This is a genomic window from Bradyrhizobium sp. 27S5, from assembly GCF_037217225.1.
Taxonomy (GTDB): Bacteria; Pseudomonadota; Alphaproteobacteria; order Rhizobiales; family Xanthobacteraceae; genus Bradyrhizobium; species Bradyrhizobium septentrionale.
In genome coordinates this window covers 967,662-989,838 of the sequence record NZ_CP147714.1, presented here as the reverse complement: position 1 = coordinate 989,838, position 22,177 = coordinate 967,662, and the positions used below count along the sequence as shown (strand labels likewise).

The following is a 22,177-nucleotide window of genomic DNA, read 5'->3' as shown; positions in this document are numbered from 1 at the left end:
CCTCAATATCCGTCGCCCCAACGATACTGCCATGCGATAGCAACTGCCGTCAGTTCGCTTCCTGTGCGGGTCGTGATGCCGGTACTGGCAGAGAGCTTGAGTGAGTTCTGTCGATTGATCGGCAAGGCGACCGTCAAGCCAGCTCGCGTTATCGCCTGCTCGTTATCACTTTTGACGCCGTTGAGGGCCGTGCGGCCGCCCGCGAAATAGAGCCCGTCCAGCGCCATCCATACGCCGGACTGAAACGTGTAGATGACATGTCCCTGCACGGCATAGATCGGAGCCTGCGAGAACGTATTGCCGCCGAAGAAGTCGGTGTTGTTGCTGAAGAAAGTTACGCTTGGGGCTAGCTCGACGGTCCATGGACCCCATGCCTTTGAAATCCCGAACTCGGGCCGGAATGACCAGCGATTTCCGCCTAGGTTGAGCAGCTTCGCGTTGTCATACTGCCCGACCGGCGCGGAGACCTGCATGCTTACTCCGACGATTAGATCCTGCCGATAGCTGGCGAATTCCTTCGCCGAGAGCGCGGGTGCCCCAAACAAGTTGACCGAGAAGCGAAATCGCGGATCGCCCAAGCCCAACGTCTCCCGCTCGCGCGGCTCACCGTTCACGAGGCCATGCGCGGCGAAGGACGATGTCGGCACGATCACATCAAGCTTGGCAGACTGGCCCGCAAGCTCGAAGGACCGAACATAGGCCAGCACCCCGGTGTCGGAGCGGAATGTAGTGTCGGCAATCGCCGTGTTGGGATCGAACGCGAGCTTGCCTTGCGAGTAAGCGTAACCCGCGATCAGAAAATTCAACCCGATAGGCGTATTAGAGTAGGATCGCGGCTCTGCCTCCTGTGCCTTCGCATTGGAGACCACGGACAAAGCGGCGATCATTCCGTATGCCAAGCAGAGAGAGAGCCGGCTTGCGACACGCGCTTCAGGCGCATCGGAGCTTGCGTCGACCACAACGGGCGCATCACTGACCGTCAATTGCACCCCAACGCCATGCCGGTTCATCGAAGCATCCTACCAAGCGACCTTGTCGGTTCAAGGGATCGAACGGTCCATTGGCAACCTTCGTCATCGTTTTATGCTTCAGGCACGAGGAGCTACGCAAAGGCCCAGCGATCTATCTCGTCGAAATCGGTATCCGGGGTAGCGCGGTCCCCGCATAAGTTGCGCCTCGACAGGACCCTTAAGGAACGATGACGAACATCCGGCATCGCAGCGCCCTCGCCCGTTCTCGGTAGGACTACAGAGAGGCCCTATTCACTGTTCTAGGCATATAAGTTTCGACAGGTCGCAATGCGTTTCATGACCCAAATCAACGAGCGGACCGGCCACAGCTTCAAACGTTCACAGCATGAAATGGGATCGGATAACGATGGCTGGCTGCGTCTCAATCGCACTTTCCGTGCTGATCCTGATTGTCATCTTCACGATGTAGCCGAGCGCCTTCCGGCGCTCTCCGTGGGTGAACGGAGTTCCGGTGATATAACTTTTATGGCTTGGCACAAACTGCACTGGCGTTACCGAGTTTTCCCGGCTTACGTCTTCAACCTAAAAGAGAGGACGGTTGCGTTATGCCGGACGACCTACTCTACAAGGTGCTCGCTGTAGTTTTCGGGCTTTGCCCTGTCGCACTGGCAGCCGCCGTTATGTTTATTTCAGGGTAATTCCCCGCAACCTGGCCCGACCGACCACCCGGGCCGGTAGATGGCCCCAGTACCGGCCCCGTGGCCCCAAAAAAGGTGTTGCCGGAGCGCTCGACCAGAGGCCGCCTCAGTTGGCGGCTTCTTTCATTTATTGACGCGATCCCATGTCGCCTCTTGGCCTTTTTCGGAAGTGCCGCGCGGGCTATCGAAAGTCCGGTGTCGGGGTGAAGCGGACGCTACTGTTGCGTGTTCCGACTTCCGTGTTTGACCCATCAGAGACATCAGCCGCTCGGGCGTCTTGCGGTCGGTCAGGACTGGGTCCGCTATATCGCGCGATAACGGGAACGTGACCGATGCCCCGGCTGAACGTCTAGCCGCGTTGATCTGCGTCAATACGCGTGAAGGCATGCATTCATTGGTGAAGGATGGAGTGGGTATTCCTCAAAACGGAGAAGAGACTCATGAAGTATGTAAGAAAGGCAGCGCTTGCAGCTTCTGCCTTCGGTTGTGCAGCACTGTTCTCCTTTGGTTGGGCTGAGCAAGGCGGCATCTCGCTGTCAGTCGAGAGCGCCCAGGCGCGGGTTGGTCGCCCGCTAACCCCCGTGAGCGTTGCGGGCGTTGCGCGTCGTCAGAACCGACGGGCGGCCTACTACGGGGCAGGTGTTGTCGGCGCAGGCGTCGCAGCGGTCGGCACGGGTGCCGCTATCGCCGCCACGGCTGCGCCTAGAAACAACAATTGGGGAAACAACAATTGGCGCGGCGCTTACGCGGCCCAAACTGATCCTTACTTTGGGCAAGCTCACTACGTCCACAGGGCTTACCACGGACATAGCCCCTACTACGGTTATTCCGGATGGGATGATTACTCGGCGCGTAACAGCATTAAATGCACGCCGGGTGGCGCAATTAAACTTGACGACGGTCAGATGTATTTCTGTCAGTAGGGGCCCCACCTACGCATCGCGAAAGAGGCGGCTTTCTCGGCCGCCTTTTTGCGATCTGCTCAGACGAAAGAGTATTAATGATTGACCTAGATCAACACTCCGCCGATCTATCAGATTGCCTATAACAGTTGTCGACAATAGGCACACAGACCAGACAGCCTTTGCCGTCTACCCAATGTGACAACAGGGAGTAGGTGCAATGAGAGCTTTCTCACTTATCGGACTGCTGTTTGCAGCGGTGATGTTGGCGACCGTTCCGGTCTCGCCGCAGGTGACACCGCGCGGCGTGGAGTTAAGCGTTGATCAAGCGCAGGCCATCACGTACCGGCGCGCCCGCGTGACTGCGCGTCGTGTCGACCGTCGCGATTTCCGCCAAACACGGCGCGCCGTGCGGCGCGGTGTCTATTAACAGAGCACGATGGGCAATGATGATGGCGCGGGCAAAGTGAGCCAGAACCGGTTCCAGTCGCCGCCGTGCGGCTCGATAGACGACGAAACAGGACGAGCCCAAGGTCAATGGTTCGGGGCGCACCGGAGCGACCGGCATGCCACTGGCGGCATATTTCTGGAAGGTCGGAGCAGTGTTGCTCGCACTGCTCTTTGTTGCAGATTATTCGCTGCCGAGAGCCCCGACCGTCGATCAGGCGGCTGCGAACCGGCCGGCCATACGTATCCACTCGGATCGCAAATGGCCCGAGCGTGTTGACTTCGATACCCGATCGCCGGTGATCGTCGCCACTGCGCCCGTGGCCGAGCCGACCGAGGTCGCAACTTCGTCGGATGTGACCGAATCGCCCGTTACCGTCGCACAGAGCCCGGGGGTAGCGAATTCTTTCGCGATGCTGCCGGATACACGCCCGCCTGAAACCGTCGATCGCAAGCGACAACGCAAGAAGTTGCATGTTGCGGCTCGACCGAGGCGAAACGTCCAACCGCAGATGCTTCTGGCGGCACGACGAGGGCAGTTCGGCTGGTCCGGCTTCGGAACTTGGTGATCGGCGTCCGGTCGGGACCTGTATCTCGCTCAGCATTTCATTGTTCATCAATATGCCAAGCTTGGATGCGGGACGGCGGAATGAGTTGCCTTGGGACGTGCGGATTGATCGTGCCCGCAATACAGCGAGACCTTCGTCGAGCTGGGCGCGTCTAGGCAGACGTGTTGCCTCGCCTGAAGCTGCAACCACGGCAGCAGCCTGGCGGCGGTTCGATTGCGGTCGGATCGCCCGTCTGACGGGTTCTTCAGACATATTCCCTCCAACAAAATCGGCCGGCATTTCTGCCGGCCCAGTTTACGGGAAAAGTTGGAATAGGACGAGGTCAGTATCTCGCTGCGCCGTAACCGCCGAAGCGGTAGTTGATGCGCAAGGTGACCATATCGACGTCTTGGCTGATCCGATTGAGCGCACCGGCAACAATCGGATTGGCGACAGAGAACGAATTGTTCGCGTCCCCCATGAACAGGTGGTCGTATTCAATACCGGCAGACCAATTTGGTGCAAAGCCGTACTCCCAGCCCACACCCACGGTCCCACCCCAGCGGGTCGCGCTTGCGGAGGCCAGTTCGGCGCCGGTAAGCGTGCTAAGGATGCTGAAACGATTGCTTGTGACCGCCGCGCCGCCCTTCACGTACAACAGTGAGGCGTTCCAGGCGTAGCCGATCTGGCCGGTGAAAAGCCCGATGCCGTCCGTTGTCGTGCGGGTCGAGAACGCCGGAGCGATAATACTGACACGCTGGCTGCTGAGATCAGCCCAATCCCCCTGGGCTTCCAGGCCGAACACCCACTGATTGGCCTGCCAACGGTAGCCGATCTGCCCGCCGACGAGGCCTCCTGACCGCTCGCGGCAGCCGTCACCGATGACCGTACCGGCCACCCCCACGAAATCCCAGCAATTCCGGCTCTGTCCCCAGCCGCCGTGGGCGCCTATGTAGAAGCCGCTCCAGTTGTAGATCACCGGCAGCGGAGCCGGAGGCGGGGCCTTGACGGCCATGTCGGCGGCCGATGCAGGTGCGGCGGCCATGGCAATTGCCGCGAAACTGACAGCGGCGGCTAAGAACTTTCTCATCCCAGTGTCCCCTCTCTCTCAACTGCACGCTCGCGTGCAAACCACTTGCACTACCAGCCTAGAGCGTAGTGTGTGTCGGGCAAGACCTCCGTAACAAAATGGCAACACTCATATACAAAGGTTTATGCACGACACCTTGCACTATTGCTGGTCGTTGCCGTGAGGCCTTTCGCCACTCGCGTCTTCATCGGCGAGCCAGGCGAAGATCTGGGAAGCTGGGACAAGCTGCTTCGGTGAGTGCGGATTGATCGTGCCCGCAAATGCAGCGAGACCTTCGTCGAGCTGGGCGCGTCCTAGGCAGACGTGTTGCCTCGCCTGAAGCTGCAACCACGGATTTTCTCGCGCCAGATTTCTTCAATGGATGCGGTCGCGCGGTCCCGGCGGTTCATGACGCGCCCCGAGGGACCCGGTAAGCGAATAGGGAGGCCCGTGGTGCGCGTCAGAGCACTGCGCGTTTGCATCAGGCCCGCTGCATTTAGCCCCTCCTGCCTTTTCCTACGCGCTGCTGGCTTGATCGTTGACGACCGGCGGTCTCTGGTGAAAGGGCGGATGAGCCAGCCCGCTTGGTTCTTTCATTGGTCTGCCAGCGCCTTGTACGCCAGTTCGCACTTAGGGCATACAAGCGTGTGCAAATCGGGACCAGCAAAACTGCGCTCGACATAGACCAGCATCATGCGAATGTCGCACTTGGGGCAGCGAGATCGCTCGATCATGCGAGGGGAATGACATTCCGGCATGTGATGCACTCCCCATGGGTCAGGCGGGAGCGCAACACTCTCAGTCACCGATAACAGCCGAAGGCAGGGCGGTGATGATGATATCCCACACCCGCAATACGCCCAGAAGCCGACGAAAAAGTGCGATCTCGGACACACTTGCCGCGCCCATGGCTTTTTTTTGCAGTGTCACGCGGGCTGATCTCTCCGGGCGGCAAGCCATCGACATACACAGCGAAATAAAATCGCCATCGCTCACATCGAGAAGCCTATTCACTGTTCTGGGCACATAAATTTCAATAGGTCGCAATTCGTTCTTGATCCAAATCAACGAGCGGAACGGCAACGGCTCCATGAAATGGGACGCAATAACGATAGCCGGTTGCGCCACAATCGCACTTTCCGTGCTGGTCCTAATTTGATGTAGTCGGGCGCTCCCCCGCAAGAGAGGAAAAGTGAGCAATTTTGCTCAGACGAGAGCCGGGCCGTGTGCTGATTTAGCAAGCACCAGAGGCTTGCTCTATGCCAGAGATTTTCTTTTACATCGGCATTGTCGTGCTCGGAATTTGCACGGTCGCCCTTACTGCATTTGCCTTGTTCATGTGACCATCCGGGCCGCCGCTCCAAGCGGGCTGGTGGATGGCCCCAGCAACGAGCGATTGTCACGCGCCGCCCTCTTCGCTACCAGCGTCGAGGCCATTAGAAGGCCACACAGCGTCCCAGCTCCTTTGATCTAGGTCAACGTCAGCGATCCTTTGGCGCTTACGCTATGTTCAGCCGCACCTGAGGCGGCTCCCGTGCATCTGTTCCGCAGGCACGAAAAAGGGAGGTCCGCGATGCATTCGAGGAAGCGTCTTTCGATCAAGTCAGCGACTGTTGCCGGGATTGCTGCTAGCGCCCTGTTGGGGCTTGCAGGCGTCACCCTCAATCCAGCGCCAGCCAAGGCGGTCGTGTACTGCCAGTACACTGAATATCCGGCTGGTTGCGTTGCCCGCGCAGGCGTCGTGCTGAGGCCTCGTCCGGTGGCACGCGCTGCGGTTCGTCATAACGCCGGTGGCAACATGAATGGTGGCGTCAATCGCGTTGGGGCGCGGCGGTAAGAGCTTGTTCGCGGTCACGAGCGAAAGAGAAGCCGTCACCGCTTCATCCCGGTGATGGCTTTTTATCGTCCCGGCGCGGAGAACAGGCGACCGATACTGGGTGGCGGTATCGCGGTATGAAGCACACGTGGTATGTCACTTTTGAAGTTCCGACAGATGGCACGCTGTCAAGGCGGCGACATCCGCGCTTAACTAAGACGTTCGCAACAGAGGCAGAAGCTAAGGATTTTGCGCGAACCAAATTCAACGACGGTTTGATCGTCACTGCCGGAACCATCATTCCGCACCTGCCGAGAGTGTCAATCCCATCGGTGGAAATTCCAGCGTGGCTTCAACCGCGCGGCCAAGTTGATCAAGATCAATAACGACCTCAGGCGTCGCGGCCTGATCTCATGGCAGGCGCGATTTGTGCCTGACTATCTCCATCAGGAAGACAGCTAGGCGAAGCCCTATGAGGAAGAATCAAGGCGCTTCGCCGTCCACAGGACGGCGACCTCGAGAACGGCCTGCACATGCGGCGGTGCCGGCGCGCACTGCCCGGGATGCAACAAGCCTGCAGATGGCGCGGCGCCGCGACTGCCACACAGGTTTGAGGCAGATAGATATTCGGCGGTGATCTAGCCCTTCGTTACGATCGGAGCAGGAGCTTTTCCAACCGGGTACTTTCCGACCGGGTACTTGCCAACCGGATATTTCCCGATTGGCATCTTGCCAACCGGAGCCGTTGCAGTAACCGGCTGCGGACGAGGGAGGTCGGCAGCGCTGGCAGCAGCCATGAAACCGAAAGTCGCAACTCCAACAACCAGAAACTTCAACATCGTGATCTCCGAGATGGGTACCTAAGCACGAACACCTTTACCCTCTAACGGCTACACGGCAATTAACGCTGTATCAAAGCTGGTGCTCGTGCGGTCGTTTCTTTGCCGGATGTGACAAAAACGACACGGAGCGATTACTTTGCGTGGTGTTGGATATGGACGGGCGAGATCGACCTCGTACAATCGAAATTCCGGGCGTCGCCTGAGACCGCCGTTCAAAAGCAAGCTGCTTGCAAAAAGAACCGTCAGGACGGCGCATACCGGTGCCGCGCTGCAACGTGCTTTCAATTTCAGGACCCCTTGTCCACTTCCAGTCGCATCAAATCAGACTTGTAAGTCGTGACAATCGAGAACGATTTTGAAAGCGCGCAACCGGGCAGTTTTGAAGCTTACCTCGACGGCCCTGATTTTCCGGAAGTACCGCCAGAGGAAGAAAGCTAGGGCGTGCGTAGTTTTTGGCGTCCTGCAGCGTGACAAGCTGGCGGCCCCCGGGACAATGGTATCGGATCGTCGAACCGTCGTTTCCAACCGCGATCAACCGTCACGCTACGGCCTGATTTGTAATGATGATGTAGGGGGGCCCGGATTTGACGCATGATAAAACGAGTTTTGATTGGGGCGCTGGTCTTTGCCGCACCGGCCTGCCTGGTCTCAGCGCAAGATGCCAAAATTTCGGTCGATATGATCGGAATAGGGCGTATGAGTTGCGTCCACTGGCGGTCTACGCAAGCGCGTCGATTAGAGGGGACCACCTGGATCTACGGTTTCTGGACGGGACTCAATTACGTTGCTGCAGCAAGCGATCAAACACAGGCGAAGATTGACGAGGCGGCGATAGCGGCCCAAGTCGAAAAGACATGCGCTCAACAAACGTCGCAGCCGTTAGCCAGCGCTGCATGGACCACTTATCTTGAGTCTAAGAGGTAGCTGTGCGGCGGCAGCGCAGGGGTGTCGGCTACGTCAAATAATCGGTAGTTAGCCGTCCACTTATCGTTGAACTAGAGGCGTGGTTACGCGAGCAGCGCGCCAAGCACTCCAGGAACAACGATACGACCAAGGCGATCAATTACTGCCTTAGCCGCTGGAATGCATTCACCCGCTTCCTTCACGACGGGCGCGCGAGTTGGAAGACAAGGTTCGAAAAGATTAACTGGCATGATCAGCCTGGCGGGCGGCCACGGCGCGGCAACCGAGGGCCGGCTATTTTGTCGGCCGCCGCACGAAGAGCGCCGGCAAGTTTCCTTCCGTGCGAGCTTGTCCTGGCGGCAGGGATCGCGCCTTGGCAAGGGCCTCAATGGCTTAGGCATCGAGCCCAGATGGCGAGTGCCACTCGACCGTATCTTTCATCGCTCAACCGGCCTTGCGGCGAGGCTTGGATTTCGCCTTCTTGGCCTTCGCTGGTTTCGCCGCCGGCGCCGACTTATTGGATGATCCCGTTGATGCTCTGCTTTAGTGCATCCATGAGGTTGAACACATCGCTCGGGGCGGCCTTGCGAGCCGTCGCTATCGGCTGCCCCTTTTGCTTCTTGTCGAGCAGCTCCTGCAAGGCATGCTCGTAATGATCTTCGAATTTTGTCGGCTCAAAATGGCCGGACTTCTGCTCGACAATGTGTTTTGCGAGATCCGCATGTCCTTGGTGATCTTCACGTCCTGGATATCGTCGAAATATTCCGCGGCGTCTCGAACCTCGTACGGATAGCGGAGCAGCATGCCCATCAGCCCTTTGTCGCGGGCCTCTAACGCGATGACGTGTTCGCGGTTGGTCAGCACCACGCGGGCGAGGGCGACCTTGTCGAGCGAGCGAATGGTTTCGCGGATAACGGCATAAGCGTCGTGGCCGACCTTGCCGTCCGGGACGATGAGTAGGGCCGAACGAGATACAGATCGTCGATCTCGCTTCTTGGCACAAACTCGTCGATCTCGATGGTGCGGGTGGATTCGAGCGCGATGTTCTCAAGCTCGTCCTTCGTCACCTCAAGATATTGGTCGGTGTCGACCTTGTAGCCCTTGACGATGTCGTCTGATGCGACCTCTTCGCCGCTGTCGGCGTCAACCTTGAGATACTTGATCCGGTGACCGGTCTTCTTGTTGATCTGGTTGAAGCTGATCTTGTCGGATTCAGAGGTCGCCGGAAACAGTGCGACCGGGCACGTCACGAGGGACAGCCGCAAGGATCCTTCCAATTGGCGCGCGGGGCCATACTCAAACTCCACCTAAACTCAATGAGTCCAATATAGGCGGAGGGGCAGGGAAATGGAGTCGCAAGCGCGACATTAGGCGCATCAGCCGATAGGAACTGCTCGCACGGCCGGCACTTGCCCGGGAACCAACCCACGGGAGCGACCGTGCCGGGCGAGGCTTTTTATCTGATGGTGTTATGGCTCATAGGTGCTTTTCTGCTGGGCGCCGCGCTCACCTATGGCGTCATACGAGCAGGGCGGCTGCGATGGAGTGAGCGAGCACGCCTAGACCAAAACACGGCGCGGACTCAGCGGGCGGAAGACCCGCACAAACGTCCATTTTAGGATCTAGCAGTCCGGACAGCTATCGCCGATCCCGCGCAAAACGTCCTCGATCGCGGCCAGGCACTGCTCGGGGGTGGCGCCGGGAAAGGGGTGGTTCCAAGCCGCCTCACGGGCGCGGTTCCTTGCATCCGGATCGTTGCGGTCGAGCGCGTGTCCGTGGTGTTCACATTCGCGAACGGCGTGGTGTTCGATCAGAGTGCCCAGCGCCCAGCCTTCGAGGCTGCGATAAGCGGGGCGGTTGGCCTGCAGGGGCAGGCGGCGTTGTGCGTTGCTCTTCATGATGTGGTCTCGAATCGATCGACACCACCAGTTATAGCACCCCAGTCAAGTCAGCCCTGGGGGCCCGCCCAATTGTACCCGCTATTGCCTCCTGGAACTTGGTACGCAGGAGCTGGCGTTCACGCGCCACTCGCTGGAACGAGATCAACGTTTCGCAATTCATTGCCAATGACACGCTACTATTTCGATCTACGCGAAGATGGCGTCCTCGCGCCCGATGAAGAAGGCTTGGAGTTTGACAGCCTCGAGGCAGTCAAGGAAGAGGCGAGCCGCTCGCTGCTCGACCTTGTCCGTGACCAGGTGCTGGAGCGCGGGTTTCGAGATGCGGCAGTTGAAGTTCGCGATGGAGCCGATCGGGTTCTCAATGTGGCCGTCCTGTGGACGATGAAGCGCCTTGATTCTTGATCATCAGGGCTTCGCCTAGCTGTCTTCCTGATGGAGATAGTCAGGCACAAATCGCGCCTGCCATGAGATCAGGCCGCGACGCCTGAGGTCGTTATTGATCTGGATCAACTTGGCCGCGCGGTTCAAGCCACGCTGGAATTTCTACCGATGGGATTGACACTCTCGGCAGGTGCGGGATGATGGTTCCGGCAGTGACGATCAAACCGTCGTTGAATTTGGTTCGCCCAAAATCCTTAGCTTCTGTCTCTGTTGCGAACGTCTTAGTTAAGCGCGGTGACGCGGTCGCAGTGATGGGCGCGCAGCTCTCGATGTCGCTTGCTCGATGTGATGGGCGTTGCTCGTTGCTTGTCGTTCTCAGTCGATTATCGACCGCGTTTTGTCGCGTCCTCAAAAGCGCACCACCAACCAGCGCACAAGGCACCATGCAGGTTCTCAGGCAAGTTCTGATGCAGGTCCATCAATACTTCGATGGAAGCGATGTAGCCTTGTTGCCAAGCGTCCTTCTCGTCATCGGTTCTAAATTCGCCTAGGAATCGTGGTCGCTCCAGTCGACGCGAAGAGTACCGCTGCCGATATCGCCCGCTTCGTACAAAGGGCTATAGAATTCAAGGATGCGGTAAAGAGGGGAGAGACGAATACACCTCAAGCACGCGCAGCGCAGCGGCGCTACGGCAACTACTTTGACGAATTTTCCGGCAAAAAGCGACGGCGACGCATAGAAGAAATCGAATACATCTCTCGTCATGGTGATATTGTCGATGCGGTGCGCCAGTGGCGACGACGAACGCTAAAGTCGGGCGAGAAAATCTTCAAAGACGCTTACGTTGATCTGGGTGTGCAGGCGCGCGGCGTGGTGCGAGAAATCTATGAGGTGAAGACAAGCTGTGAGCGTCAGGCCCTCTACACGGCAATCGGTCAAGTCGTAGTCCATGACGCTTCTCCGGATGGCGATTGCAAACGATTTCTCGTCCTGCCCGACGGGGAAGCCATCCCGGAAGACGTGACACGCGCTCTCACTCGCGCAGATATATCCCTCATTCGATTCACGCTTCAGGAAGACAAAATTCGCTTGTCAACAACCAGCACCTGACCGACCTCAGCACTGCGTAGCACAGCTTTGAGATTTTCTTCTTGATGTCAAACTTCGCGTCAGCGCCAAACAAAGAAACGCACATCTGCTTTCTACAGTGGGCGATTGGCCGCGCAACCAGCGGATGTTCTGTGGCTGCACCCGTTCTATCACGATCTCCCCACCGCGCTAATCCAGGCCACCGGCGCGACGGCGGCTGACTTCAATCGAGCTGTCTACGAGCAGCTGAAGCCCGGCGGGTCATCGTCGACCACGCCGCCGCCGTCGGAACGGGCACGAGCGACGCCCAGTCGCTGCATCGGATTGAGCTTGGCTTCGTACTGGATGCGGAAGGCACCATGCTCGCGAACAAGGAAGATCCACACTCGATCAAGGTTCGACCCTCGATCAAGGGCGAGACCTTTTTCTACCGGTTCGTGAAGCCCTGTCCCGGCGCCGACTTGCTGGCGCATTGGTGGTGTTTTTCCATTCGGCATGATGTGGCGATGTGACGGAACCCGAAGGGGAGTGGGATGGGCGGACCTTCCTCTAATCGAGTGGTACATCAATTTGGATTGTTGTGCCCTTTGGCTCGTTTAATGAGACCGCGATGCGTCGATTGAGTTAGGCAAGCGAGCTCTTGAGCCGCTCGGAAGCGAAGACCCGCTCGCCCCTGGCTCTAATTCATATTTTCGAACGTTCTCATCGCCGCCACAACATTCTTGCCGACATAAGGCTTGGGAATAAAAAGCGCGTTCGCCGGGATTTCCAGCGGCCGCACCTTGCCGGTGGTGATTATGATGTGAACCGGAGGCCACCTGTCTCTTACCGCAGCGGCCAATTTCAGCCCATCCATGGAGCCGGGCATGTCGATATCGGTAAACAGGGTCTCATCTTCGACAACCAAGACTGTAGGCATTTCCACCCTTTCGGTGGACACATCCAGGCCACGACTGCATGCATAAAGCCCGGCGAGGAGCAATCGTTCCTTTCAACGGATCGCAGGTCGGGCGATAGCTCGAAGTCCTGCGGACCGATCAAAGGCGTGTCAGGATCTGGAGCTCCATCAATGCCATTCTTCGCAATATAGCGGGGTCTCGTTCGCCGTCCTTGGCGGTACGAAGAATCGTTTCCGCGATCGCCTGGACATGCGCGGAACTGACGGGATCCGGCAGCGAGGCAACCGCGCTATCCAACGCCGCTTTCATGATCGCAATCGTTTCAGGCGGAAACGACGCATTCGAGAAGTCTTTCATCTGGAATCGATCCCGGAGCTAAGTAACGCGGCAGACGGACGAGCCGCGGGCATTGGGTCACCCCCAACGGCCGCGCCATCTGCTTCCCCATCCACCGCCACCGCGGAGAAGCCGCACCACGAAGAGCAGCAGTACCGCACCGATGGTGGCGTTGATGATCGCGCTGATGATGCCGCTGCCGAGATGGATGCCGAGCCGGGGCAGCAACCAACTGCCTATAAAGGCGCCGAGAATACCGATGATCAGATCGCCGACGATCCCGAATCCGGTCCCGCGCACGATCTGACCGGCCAACCAGCCTGCAACGAGACCTACGAACAGTATGACCAAGAGGCTTTCGCTCGACATATTCATCTTGCTACCTCAATCGTTGGTCCGAATGACGTCCATCAGCGTAATCAGGTGTAGCGGTAATCGGTCATGCTCGCCTGCCAGTCTGATCCGCAGCCGAGCACCTATTTCCTCGCAGATCGCGGCGCTACACACTCGGTCGATCTGAATCGCATTGCGAGCTTCTGGACTGATCATCAAAATCTCCCGTTCGCCACATCTGCAAGCTGCAACACGCTTTCGCACGCCCATGCTGCTGTCGGATCACGGGATCAAGCGGGCGATCAATGTCCTGATCGCGAGAGGCGGGGAGGGAAATGTGCCGTTCGGTATTCTCGAGGTCGACAGTGCCGACCCCGGCCAGTTCGATGCCGCGGATGCCGACTTCCTTGCTGGCTTCGCTGGTTTGCTCGGTATTGCCATCGAGCGACAACATGCTGACGCGGACCTCAAGGAAGCACTCGACCACCAGGCCATGCTGACGCGCGAGATGAGCCACCGCGTCAAGAACAGCCTGGCGTCGGTCGTGGGTCTGCTGCGCGTGCAGGGGCGCAACGCGGAGTCGGAAGATGTCCGAAATGCCCTGAAAGACGCGGCTTCGCGCATCACCACGATTGCCCAGGTCCACGACCACTTATGGCGCAGCAACAAGATCGGCTTTGTTGACATCGCCGACTTTGCGGGCGAGCTTTGCCGGAAGCTGCAGGAAACCGTGGCGCACAGGATAAGCTGCGCTTTCGATCCTCTGATGATTTCCGCTCCTCCCTGGTGAGATCGGCGGCAGCCGTGGGCGCCGATACCGACTCCTTCCCCGGTTGGGTGGGCATGAGTAGTCCCGTCAAATAAGAGGCTGCGGCGTGGCGGGCCGCACGGAAAACGTAGCACAGCGCCACCGCTGGGGGGAGACGATTTCCAGCCCCTAGGGGCCGACCGCAGCCGGCCGTTAGACGGATATTGAAAAATTTTCGGGCTCCCTCTTGAAACCAAAATCCGGTTTTTTTATTTTCCAAGTCGCCGCCGCAAGGTGGCTCCCGGGCGCCTGATGGGCCCGGGACCTGAGACGGGCACCGGTCGTGTCCGGTGCCGCTATTAACCATTTTGCTCCTAGGAGGATCTGGCTATGCGCACTTATGACTTCGCTCCCCTCTTCCGGTCGACCATCGGTTTCGATCGTCTTTTCGACCTCGCCGAAACCGCCCAGCGCGGCGCCGAGGGAGGCTACCCGCCCTACAACATCGAACGCATCGAGGAAGACCGTTACCTGATCACGCTGGCGGTTGCGGGCTTCTCGCCCGATGAAATCTCGATCACTGCAGAGCAGAACGTCGTCACCATCGAAGGCGGCAAGACCGAGAAAACCGAGCGCGAGTTCCTGTATCGCGGCATCTCGACCCGCCACTTCAAGCGGCGGTTCAACCTGGCCGACTACGTGCAGGTCAAGGATGCAGCCTTCGACAACGGCCTGCTCAAGATCGAACTGGTCCGGGAAATCCCAGAAGCCATGAGGCCGCGGCGGATCGCCATCAATGGCGCGCAGCCGGCCAACGTGCATCAGATCGAGTCCAAGGCGGCCTGAGCGAACACCCTGCGGCGGCCCGGAATTGTTGTCTCGGGCTGCCGCCCCACTCGTCTTGAATGGAGGATACCATGCGGCCGACGACCGCCATCAAAGACAACGTATTTGACTTCCAGGCGCTGCTGCACCCCGGCACCGTCTTCGAACATCCCAAGGACGTGGTAGCGCATCCGGACCTGACGCTGGCCGAGAAGCGAGCGATCCTTGCTTCCTGGGCCTCCGATGCATCGGCGATCGCGTCTTGCCCGGCACTGCGCGCTCCGGCAGGTCTAAAGGCGCCAGTCAGCATCGACGCCATCTTGGAAGCCCTGTGCGACCTGGACGGCGGGCCTCGCCACCCGCCGGGCGGGAAAGCCTGCAGACTGCGGTCCACCGAGCGCGCCATCGCGGCTTAGACCACGCATATGACGAAAGACTGTCAGGAGCGATGAAGATGACAGAGGAAATCTCGCCCGTTGACGTCACTCGCACTAGCTGATCGTCGATGTCCCGCGCACGTGCTTAGATGGAGCCGTCCAACGGCCACCTCTTTAACAGCTTGGATGGCTCCTTTGCGCCAGTACCGGCCGTTCGATACCCGACCGGACGAAGCAACGACTGGGTGAAGAAGACCTGCGCGCAGCGGGAGATGCTTGTGACCGCCGCGCGCCGGCAGACAGGTCGAGACGCGACAAGCGTGCCTTCCCGTCGGTCAGGTCGCACCAGTCCCTCCCGCGACCTATCAGGGCTTCGTGAAACGGTGGGCGAAGCGATCGGTCACACCCTTGATCGCGGGATCGAACACCTTCATCGAGTGCGGATCGTCCTTGTTCGCGAGCATGGTGCTCTCCGCGTCCAGTACGAAGCCGGCCGCCTCCACCTCCGCGCGAACGGATGCAGGCTCAATCCGATGCAGCGACTGGGCGTCGCCCGTACCCGCCCCGACGGCGGCGGTGTGATCGACGATGACGTAAGACCCACCGGGCTTCAGCCGCTCGTAGACGGCTCGATTGAATTGTGCCGCCGTCGCGCCCCTGGCCTGGATCAGCGCAGCGTGGAGATCGTGGTAGAACAGGTGCAACCACAGGACATCGGCTGGTTGCGTGACCTCCGGCATCGCCACGAGGTCCGCCGAGACGGCTTCGACATTCTCCCGGCCCGACTCCTTCGCAAGCGTCCGCATTCGGCCGACCGGATCGTTCTTGAAGTGGGCGACTTCGGCCGGCACGAAGCTGTAGACCCGTCCTTCGGGTCCCACGACGTCGGAGAAGAGACGGGTCCAGTCGCCGTCGCCTGGGTAAACGTCGATGATGGTGGCGCCGGCATCCACGCGCGCGAATCGGATTAACTCGGATAGCTTGAATTGGTCGTACATTGGGATCTCCATTACGTTTGGGAATTCGACGAGCGTGCGGGACGGCGATCCACGGCTCATTCGCCGTCGACCCCGAAAAGCTCACGCTAGACGGGTGGGCCTACGCCCAGCGACCGGCCTCCTCAAAGCTAAGGCGAGGGTTGCGTGGAAACACGGAAGCTGGATCGCCGTGACCAATGCTGCAAATGAAGTTCGACCGAACCCGCGTGCCCGAGAAGAACGCTTTATCCACGCCGGCGTTGTCGAAGCCGGACATGGGCCCGCAGTCCAGCCCCAACGCCCGCGCAGCGACGATGAGGTAAGCGCCCTGCAGCGTTCCGTTTCGCATTGCCGTCGCCTCGCCCACGCCTGGTGCCGCGAAATACTTCTGCATGACCTCGGCATTATGAGGCAGAAGCTTTGGTAGCTCGCCGGCGAAATCCAAATCGTGGCCGATGATGACCGTGACGGGAGCCTTCAGAATTTTGGGCTTGTTCGGCTCCGCGGCAAGCCCGGCAAGCGTTGCCTTTCCGTCGGCGCTACGCACCCAGACAAACCTGGCGGGGCTGCTGTTCGCGGATGTCGGTCCCCATTTCAGTAGGTCATAAATCTCGCGTACCAGATCGTCCCTTACAGGACGATCTGCCCATCCGTTGGGGGTGCGGGCGGAGCGGAAGATTTGATCAAGCGACTGATCGTTTAGAGGGGATGTCATAGGGGGCCCTTTCAGGAAATGGATGTTGGTCGGCACAACATCGCGATATGCCATCACGACTCACACGTCGAACTTGACTAGGTCCTTGCGTCGATCTGCGAGGCCCGCGCCAGTGCTTGCGTGTCGATGTATTCCTGGATGCGGGCGACTTTGCCGTCTCGAACGGTTATGTCGAAGACCCACTCGTCCTTGAACGGCCTGTTCGTGGCTTTGATTTTTCCCGTAGCGACACCGACGACCATAACCCGGTCTCCCTGCGCCACGAATTCGGGGGGCTTCGGGTATTGCGTTTCCACCTCTTCGGACGCCTTCTTGAGCACAGCCGCCAACTCCGCGTGCCCGCGGTGCGTGCCTGCCAGCGGCCAGCCTTCGCCCGGAATGATCCACTCGATATCTTCGGCAGCCAACGCCAGCAGATCGCGCGCGTTGCTGCTGCCCATGGCTGCAAAGAAATTCTTCACAAGCTTGACATTCTCTTCGGTGCTCATCGTATCTCTCCGTTTTCGCTCGACGCGAATTCAGATGGCCGAGAAGCCGCCATCGACGGACAACTCCACCCCGTTCACGAAGCTCGAATCGTCTGAAGCAAGAAACAGCGCGGCTGCCGCAATTTCCTCGGGACGACCCATCTTTCCCCGCGGGATCAGGGATTCGAACATCCGCTTCGCTTCCTCGGTGAGAACCTGGTCCTGCATCGGTGTGGCGATCGGACCTGGGTGCAGCACGTTCACCCGGATATTCCTGCCCTTGAGTTCGTTGAGCCAACCGCGTGCGAATGCGTGCAGCGCCGCCTTGCTCGCCGCATACACGCTGTAACCAGGAAAACCTTTGATCGAAGCAACTGACCCGGTCATGAAGATCGATCCGCCGTCGTTGAACAGCGGCAACGCCTTCTGGACCGTAAACAGCGTGCCGCGCGTATTCAGGCCGAAGGTCGCGTCGAAATGCTGCTCGGTAATCTCGCCCAGTGGGACGGCTTCGCCCGTGCCAGCGCTCGCGTACAGGATGTCGATCCTGCCCTTTTCCCGCTTGACCGTGTCGAACAGACGGCCGAGGTCGTCGAGATTGGCCGCGTCGCCGCGCACGCCGGTCACGTTCCGGCCGATCAGTTTGACGGCCTGGTCCAGCGCCTCCTGTTTCCGGCCCGTGATGAAAACATAGGCGCCTTCTTCAACGAACCGCTGGGCGCTCGCCAGCGCCATGCCGCTCGATCCACCCGTGATGACTGCAACCTTGCCTTCAAGCTTTCCCATGACTGCTTCCTTCCAGGCTTCCGCCTCTGATCGTTTGGGGACGCCCCCGAGAACCTCGACATAGGTCCGCCGGGGTCAGGCGTTGAGTGCGGAAAAGCGCACATCGGTGGTGCGAAAACGATCCGGGTCCATGATTGATGCCGGCCGCGATGATCCATGGTTGCCGGTCTGAATTGGGCTGGGCTCGTCGCCCCAAGCTATGATTTCCGCCAATACTGCTATACGCTCCGTTAGATGCGGGCTTTGGAAGGCGCACCGCGTGGTGCTGGATTGCACCATGATCGACTGGGATGACATTCGTTACTTTCTTGCCGTCGCGCGCGGCGGCTCGGTGCGGGCTGCCGCCAAAAGCGTTGGTGTGAACCACGCGACCGTGCTGCGACGCATCGCCCAGCTTGAGGAACGCCTCGGGGCGCTCATGTTCGAAAAGCTGCCTGTGGGCTACCGCCTGACGGCTGCGGGCGAGGAGGTCCTCGAACTCGCGAAGCAGATGGAAGCGTCGTCGCTCAAACTGGAGACGCGCGTCTTGGGTCGCGACCAGAGCGTGCGCGGGCTACTTCGGGTGACGTTGGCGCCGCCCCTCGCGACACACCTGCTGATGCCGGACTTCGCCGATTTCGCGCGCTTGCATCCGGACATCGAGATGGAAATCCTGTCGTCCGGCGAACTGGCAAACCTGACCAACCGGGAGGCCGACGTGGCGATCCGCGTCGTCTACGACCGCAAAACCCTGCCGCTCAATCTTCACGGCTTGAAAGGACCGGAGCTGTTCGGCGGTGTCTACATGTCTCGCGATCGACTGGCCGCATGGCGTACCGGCGCGCCTGATCCCATCCGGTGGATCGTCATCAGCATTCATGGAATTCCGGATTGGGCCAGCGAGGGTGAGGTTCGCGCCGCGGGGGTTCCATTCAGGACATCAGACGCCGAGGCGCAGATCGTTGCTGTACGGCAAGGGATCGGGATCACGACGCTGCCGTGCTTTATCGGAGATGCCGACCCCCTGTTAGTGAGGGTGCCGGGCACCGACCTGCACATGTACGGAACACTCTGGCTTCTCACACAGGGGGAGACACGCAAGACGAAGCGCGTGCGGCTCTTCACGGAGTTCGTATCCCGCCGACTCGCCGCGCACGCTCCGCTTCTCGCGGGGCAGTCCACATCGCGCGACTGACGCCTGGCAGGTTGCCGGTGGTTGAATTCAATTGCGGATGGAGCTGCACGAAGCGCGGTCTCCAGATCGTTTCCTCAACAGGACGGCCGATGGTGCTACCGCTTTCTCGACGGCGGCGGTGTCGGGCTAATCAATGAGAGCGTCGTGGACCGAAGATCGCCGAGATCCAATAATCTTCTCCATCCTCAATCTGCAGCATTCTTTTAAATAAGCTTCTGGACCTTAGCTGATCGCCAACGATCCGAAGGAATCGCGGGCTCAAGTCGCAATCTTGCAATCTTTAACCTCGCAATCGGCCCGAAATGCTGTGAAGCTGCGAAATATCAACGAACTTGAAGATCATCGCTTAAAGCCCGGGGACGTGAAGGAATATGTCTGTATATCAGTCTGATGGGCTTACGACACTGATCACTTCTTGAAGCTCAAGATGTACGCGATTATGTCGTCTGATTCCGCCTCGGTAAGGATGAGATTCGGCATATTCTTGTGGTTAGAACGCAGAAACACTTTCAATGAAAGTTCGGTCGTCGATGTCATGTCAGCGACGCTCTGGAAGTTGGGAGGACCATCTTTGTCGATCATCGAAGTCTCACCTCTACCGGGAAATAGGATCGGCAGGACGCGATGGCACGAACTACATTGCGAGTTTGCGATCTGGCGGCCAGATGCTGCGTCGCCACGAAGCGGCTGAGCAAGGATCGGAAACTGTAGGGCCATAGTTGCAACGGCTCCAAGGAATCCAGAAATCATCCAACGCATGAGCTTCACCGGTATGAGGGATGATTGAATATGCCCTTCATGCACCGGAGTAAGTGGTCAATTTTGCTCACTCCGGTGAAAAGATATGCCGACAAAACCGTGGAACTCCGGCCGTCTTTTTAGCTTAAAAGGTCCCCATTCCACGTCGGCGGAGTCCTCAGCATCCCCGTGCTCGGGCGGGTCTAGAGAGCCAACATTGGCGCGCGGCGTGTGAGCGACGGCGATTGGTCCTGACACTGCTCCATGAACCATCGGCGACGATCAATCTGCTCTGATCATTTCTAGCGGCGGCCCTAGTTTTCGAGGGAGTGCTTTAGCTTCCTCTTCCGCCAGCAACTGGTGGATTTGTTAGCGCTGGTCTTTGTCGGTTACCCTAAGAAGCAAATCTCTAAACCGCGATGTATTCAGGCTGTTCAGCTCTTGCTCGGTCATACCAAGATCGAAAGCACGGCCCGGTATCTCGGCATCCAGGTCGATGGCGCCTTTGGCAATAGCGGAACAAGTTGATGTCTGAAATACTGGGCAGAGCGGACATGCACTGGCCCACCCAACTAACCGCTTGTTTTGTGTCAGGACGGGCCACTCAGACGTGGTACCTTGACCGCAACAATTGGTGCGCTAGAAAATTCGACATTTCTCAGGAATGCCCCCGTCGTCGCCGCTTGATTCGGTCGAAGATCGCGAACGCCGCTGCCAGCACGCATCCCGCGATGATGCCGAAGGTAAGGTCCTCGACGAGCGTAAGGCCGAATGTGGCCAGCAGTACGCTGCCGCCGCGCCAATCGCGAAGCAGGAGTAAGAAATCGTCCTTCTCGGCCATATTCCAGCAGACCACCACCAGTACGCCGGCCAGCGTAGACAAGGGAATGAAGCTCGCCAGCGGTCCTGCGACCAACATGAAAACCAGGAGAAAGACGGCATGAGCTATGCCGGAGACCGGACTGCACGCACCGGCGCGGATATTGGTCGCCGTGCGCGCAATCGTTCCGGTCACGCTGATCCCGCCGAATATTGCAGAAGCGATGTTCGCAACGCCTTGCGCCACTACTTCCATATTGTAGCGGTGCTTGCGTCCTGTCATGCCATCCGCCACTTTGGCGGACAGAAGGCTCTCGACTGCCCCAAGCAACGTGAAGGAGAGCGCGGCCGGCAACACTCCAAGCACGGATGGCGTTGAGAACGATGGCAGTCGGGGGGAAGGCACGCCATTCGGGAGCTGGCCAAAATGGCTGCCGATCGTCTCGACCGGCAAATGGAACAGCCACGCGACTACTGAGGCAAGCACGACAGCGATCAACATTCCCGGCCAATTTGGCAGCAAGCGTCGCAGCAAGAAAATCAAGGCGGCGGAGCCCGCGCCAACAGCAAACGCAGCCGGGCTAAGGGTCGGTAACGGCCGGCCGAGCATTGCGAGCTTGGGCAAGAGCTGCCCGGGTTCGACACCGGGTAATTTCAGGCCGCCGAGATCCTTGAGCTGGCTGGCAAAGATCGTAACCGCAATCCCGCAAGTGAAGCCGACGGTCACGGCATGCGGAATGTAGCGAATGAGCGAACCAAGCCGAAGCAAACCGATCAGGGTGAGCATCAGCCCGGAGAGGAAAACCGTGAGCAAAAGCCCTTCCAGGCCATATTTCGTAGCGGTTGCTGCAACAAGAACGATGAATGCACCGGCGGGACCGCCGATCTGATAACGGCTCCCGCCTAGCGCCGACACTAAGAAACCGCCAATGACGGCGGCATATAACCCTCGTTCCGGCGAAACGCCCGAGGCTACAGCGATCGCCATCGACAGCGGCAGAGCGACGATTGCGACGGTAAGTGCCGCCAACATATCCCGCCGAAAGCAGTCAAAGTTATAACCCTCCGCCAACACCGTGACAATTTTCGGACGATAAGTATGGGCGGTGGCGGACCCATCAGGCATGGTCGCGAACCGATCTGTATTTCGAGGATTGTGGCGTGCGACCGCCCCAGAAGCGCATCTTACCACAATAGACGCTATCGGTGCGTCAAATCGACGACCTATTCCAACAGAAGGTCCGACGATCCCTCCGCCGACATTGATTAAACGTGATCTGTTCTTTGTGAGCAATTTTGACCACTGGAAAGATCATGGGAAACCATCGGATACCAGTTGCGCCGATTACCACCTCGACTTCGAGGAACTCGATGCCCCCTCAGTGCTTGTTAAAAGTGGCGCCAACTCGGGCGCG

24 protein-coding genes and 5 pseudogenes are annotated in these 22,177 nt (G+C 59.0%); 12 read left to right on the top strand and 17 right to left on the bottom strand.

The annotated features are described in order from the left end of the window. Positions 1 to 2: 2 nt before the first annotated feature. Entirely contained in the window at positions 3 to 1,010 is a 1,008-nt protein-coding gene (locus WDM24_RS04795; RefSeq protein WP_338830608.1) for a transporter, read from the bottom strand. A gap of 1,099 nt (positions 1,011 to 2,109) precedes the next feature. On the opposite strand from WDM24_RS04795, the gene WDM24_RS04790 reads away from it, so the two are divergent. Further along, positions 2,110 to 2,592 carry a hypothetical protein gene (locus WDM24_RS04790; protein ID WP_338830607.1) on the top strand — a complete coding sequence of 161 codons (483 nt, stop codon included), beginning with the start codon at positions 2,110 to 2,112 and terminating at the stop codon, positions 2,590 to 2,592. 292 nt (positions 2,593 to 2,884) lie between these two features. Here WDM24_RS04790 and WDM24_RS04785 read toward each other — a convergent pair whose 3' ends face one another. Continuing rightward, entirely contained in the window at positions 2,885 to 3,139 is a 255-nt protein-coding gene (locus tag WDM24_RS04785; protein ID WP_166212954.1) for a hypothetical protein, read from the bottom strand. Between WDM24_RS04785 and WDM24_RS04780 the strand changes: the two genes are divergently transcribed. After that, complete coding sequence (locus WDM24_RS04780) at positions 3,138 to 3,587, top strand: hypothetical protein (RefSeq protein ID WP_338830606.1); 450 nt, start codon at positions 3,138 to 3,140, stop codon at positions 3,585 to 3,587. The two genes, WDM24_RS04785 and WDM24_RS04780, sit on opposite strands and share 2 nt — an antisense overlap. Before the next feature lie 322 nt (positions 3,588 to 3,909). Here the strand turns inward: WDM24_RS04780 and WDM24_RS04775 are convergent, their stop codons facing one another. After that, on the bottom strand, positions 3,910 to 4,656 hold the full coding sequence (locus WDM24_RS04775; RefSeq protein WP_338830605.1) for an outer membrane protein: 747 nt from the start codon (positions 4,654 to 4,656) through the stop codon (positions 3,910 to 3,912). 777 nt (positions 4,657 to 5,433) lie between these two features. Beyond that, positions 5,434 to 5,763: a hypothetical protein gene (locus WDM24_RS04770; RefSeq protein WP_338830604.1), complete on the bottom strand. Its 330-nt coding sequence runs from the start codon at positions 5,761 to 5,763 to the stop codon at positions 5,434 to 5,436. Between the two features lie 445 nt (positions 5,764 to 6,208). On the opposite strand from WDM24_RS04770, the gene WDM24_RS04765 reads away from it, so the two are divergent. Next, positions 6,209 to 6,472: a hypothetical protein gene (locus tag WDM24_RS04765; protein WP_166212946.1), complete on the top strand. Its 264-nt coding sequence runs from the start codon at positions 6,209 to 6,211 to the stop codon at positions 6,470 to 6,472. Between the two features lie 617 nt (positions 6,473 to 7,089). On the opposite strand, the gene WDM24_RS04760 is transcribed toward WDM24_RS04765, so the two are convergent. Beyond that, positions 7,090 to 7,290: a hypothetical protein gene (locus WDM24_RS04760; RefSeq protein ID WP_338695663.1), complete on the bottom strand. Its 201-nt coding sequence runs from the start codon at positions 7,288 to 7,290 to the stop codon at positions 7,090 to 7,092. Positions 7,291 to 8,264: 974 nt separating this feature from the next. On the opposite strand from WDM24_RS04760, the pseudogene WDM24_RS04755 reads away from it, so the two are divergent. Beyond that, positions 8,265 to 8,408, top strand: a pseudogene (locus WDM24_RS04755) (IS66 family transposase); the annotation flags it as partial. Positions 8,409 to 8,710: 302 nt separating this feature from the next. On the opposite strand, the gene WDM24_RS44305 reads toward WDM24_RS04755, so the two are convergent. From WDM24_RS44305 to WDM24_RS04745, 3 genes and pseudogenes are all read right to left on the bottom strand, one after another. After that, the gene (locus WDM24_RS44305; RefSeq protein WP_414645815.1) at positions 8,711 to 8,836 is read right to left on the bottom strand and encodes a hypothetical protein; all 126 of its coding nucleotides are present in this window, start codon (positions 8,834 to 8,836) and stop codon (positions 8,711 to 8,713) included. Continuing rightward, a pseudogene (locus WDM24_RS04750) lies at positions 8,794 to 9,446 on the bottom strand (Ku protein). Before WDM24_RS04750 ends, WDM24_RS44305 begins: the two are co-directional and overlap by 43 nt. 372 nt (positions 9,447 to 9,818) lie before the next feature. Beyond that, positions 9,819 to 10,094: a hypothetical protein gene (locus WDM24_RS04745; protein ID WP_166212942.1), complete on the bottom strand. Its 276-nt coding sequence runs from the start codon at positions 10,092 to 10,094 to the stop codon at positions 9,819 to 9,821. A gap of 168 nt (positions 10,095 to 10,262) precedes the next feature. Here WDM24_RS04745 and WDM24_RS04740 point away from each other — a divergent pair, with 168 nt between their 5' ends. The 4 genes and pseudogenes from WDM24_RS04740 to WDM24_RS04725 all read left to right on the top strand — a co-directional run. After that, complete coding sequence (locus WDM24_RS04740) at positions 10,263 to 10,499, top strand: DUF6894 family protein (protein WP_166212944.1); 237 nt, start codon at positions 10,263 to 10,265, stop codon at positions 10,497 to 10,499. 176 nt (positions 10,500 to 10,675) lie between these two features. Beyond that, complete coding sequence (locus WDM24_RS04735) at positions 10,676 to 11,029, top strand: hypothetical protein (protein ID WP_166302393.1); 354 nt, start codon at positions 10,676 to 10,678, stop codon at positions 11,027 to 11,029. Positions 11,030 to 11,034: 5 nt separating this feature from the next. Further along, complete coding sequence (locus WDM24_RS04730) at positions 11,035 to 11,589, top strand: hypothetical protein (protein ID WP_338695658.1); 555 nt, start codon at positions 11,035 to 11,037, stop codon at positions 11,587 to 11,589. Positions 11,590 to 11,703: 114 nt separating this feature from the next. Continuing rightward, positions 11,704 to 12,014 (top strand): annotated as a pseudogene (locus tag WDM24_RS04725) (methyltransferase); the annotation flags it as partial. Positions 12,015 to 12,247: 233 nt separating this feature from the next. Here WDM24_RS04725 and WDM24_RS04720 read toward each other — a convergent pair. The 3 genes from WDM24_RS04720 to WDM24_RS04710 form a co-directional block, all read right to left on the bottom strand. Further along, positions 12,248 to 12,475, bottom strand: coding sequence for a hypothetical protein (locus WDM24_RS04720; RefSeq protein WP_338830602.1), 228 nt, complete (start codon positions 12,473 to 12,475; stop codon positions 12,248 to 12,250). A 130-nt stretch (positions 12,476 to 12,605) separates the two neighbouring features. Continuing rightward, positions 12,606 to 12,824 (bottom strand): hypothetical protein, encoded by a 219-nt coding sequence (locus WDM24_RS04715; protein WP_166302388.1) that lies wholly within the window; start codon positions 12,822 to 12,824, stop codon positions 12,606 to 12,608. A gap of 57 nt (positions 12,825 to 12,881) precedes the next feature. Next, on the bottom strand, positions 12,882 to 13,178 hold the full coding sequence (locus WDM24_RS04710; RefSeq protein ID WP_166302385.1) for a GlsB/YeaQ/YmgE family stress response membrane protein: 297 nt from the start codon (positions 13,176 to 13,178) through the stop codon (positions 12,882 to 12,884). Between the two features lie 187 nt (positions 13,179 to 13,365). On the opposite strand from WDM24_RS04710, the pseudogene WDM24_RS04705 reads away from it, so the two are divergent. From WDM24_RS04705 to WDM24_RS04695, 3 genes and pseudogenes are all read left to right on the top strand, one after another. After that, positions 13,366 to 13,914: pseudogene (locus WDM24_RS04705) on the top strand (histidine kinase dimerization/phosphoacceptor domain -containing protein); the annotation flags it as partial. A gap of 360 nt (positions 13,915 to 14,274) precedes the next feature. Next, positions 14,275 to 14,730: a small heat shock protein HspD gene (gene hspD, locus WDM24_RS04700; protein WP_166302380.1), complete on the top strand. Its 456-nt coding sequence runs from the start codon at positions 14,275 to 14,277 to the stop codon at positions 14,728 to 14,730. Between the two features lie 71 nt (positions 14,731 to 14,801). Beyond that, positions 14,802 to 15,125, top strand: a complete 324-nt coding sequence (locus WDM24_RS04695) for a hypothetical protein (RefSeq protein WP_338695649.1) — start codon at positions 14,802 to 14,804, stop codon at positions 15,123 to 15,125. Positions 15,126 to 15,451: 326 nt separating this feature from the next. Here the strand turns inward: WDM24_RS04695 and WDM24_RS04690 are convergent, their stop codons facing one another. From WDM24_RS04690 to WDM24_RS04675, 4 genes are all read right to left on the bottom strand, one after another. Then, positions 15,452 to 16,084, bottom strand: coding sequence for a class I SAM-dependent methyltransferase (locus WDM24_RS04690; protein WP_338830599.1), 633 nt, complete (start codon positions 16,082 to 16,084; stop codon positions 15,452 to 15,454). A gap of 100 nt (positions 16,085 to 16,184) precedes the next feature. Next, positions 16,185 to 16,778, bottom strand: coding sequence for a malonic semialdehyde reductase (locus WDM24_RS04685; RefSeq protein ID WP_338701868.1), 594 nt, complete (start codon positions 16,776 to 16,778; stop codon positions 16,185 to 16,187). A 77-nt stretch (positions 16,779 to 16,855) separates the two neighbouring features. Continuing rightward, on the bottom strand, positions 16,856 to 17,266 hold the full coding sequence (locus tag WDM24_RS04680; RefSeq protein ID WP_338830598.1) for a nuclear transport factor 2 family protein: 411 nt from the start codon (positions 17,264 to 17,266) through the stop codon (positions 16,856 to 16,858). A gap of 30 nt (positions 17,267 to 17,296) precedes the next feature. Further along, complete coding sequence (locus tag WDM24_RS04675; protein ID WP_338830597.1) at positions 17,297 to 18,031, bottom strand: SDR family NAD(P)-dependent oxidoreductase; 735 nt, start codon at positions 18,029 to 18,031, stop codon at positions 17,297 to 17,299. Positions 18,032 to 18,308: 277 nt separating this feature from the next. On the opposite strand from WDM24_RS04675, the gene WDM24_RS04670 reads away from it, so the two are divergent. Further along, the gene (locus WDM24_RS04670; protein WP_338695646.1) at positions 18,309 to 19,205 is read left to right on the top strand and encodes a LysR family transcriptional regulator; all 897 of its coding nucleotides are present in this window, start codon (positions 18,309 to 18,311) and stop codon (positions 19,203 to 19,205) included. Between the two features lie 408 nt (positions 19,206 to 19,613). Here WDM24_RS04670 and WDM24_RS04665 read toward each other — a convergent pair whose 3' ends face one another. Beyond that, positions 19,614 to 19,922 carry a cytochrome c gene (locus tag WDM24_RS04665; protein WP_338832582.1) on the bottom strand — a complete coding sequence of 103 codons (309 nt, stop codon included), beginning with the start codon at positions 19,920 to 19,922 and terminating at the stop codon, positions 19,614 to 19,616. A gap of 718 nt (positions 19,923 to 20,640) precedes the next feature. Beyond that, positions 20,641 to 21,888 (bottom strand): annotated as a pseudogene (locus WDM24_RS04660) (SulP family inorganic anion transporter); the annotation flags it as partial. Positions 21,889 to 22,177 lie beyond the last annotated feature (289 nt).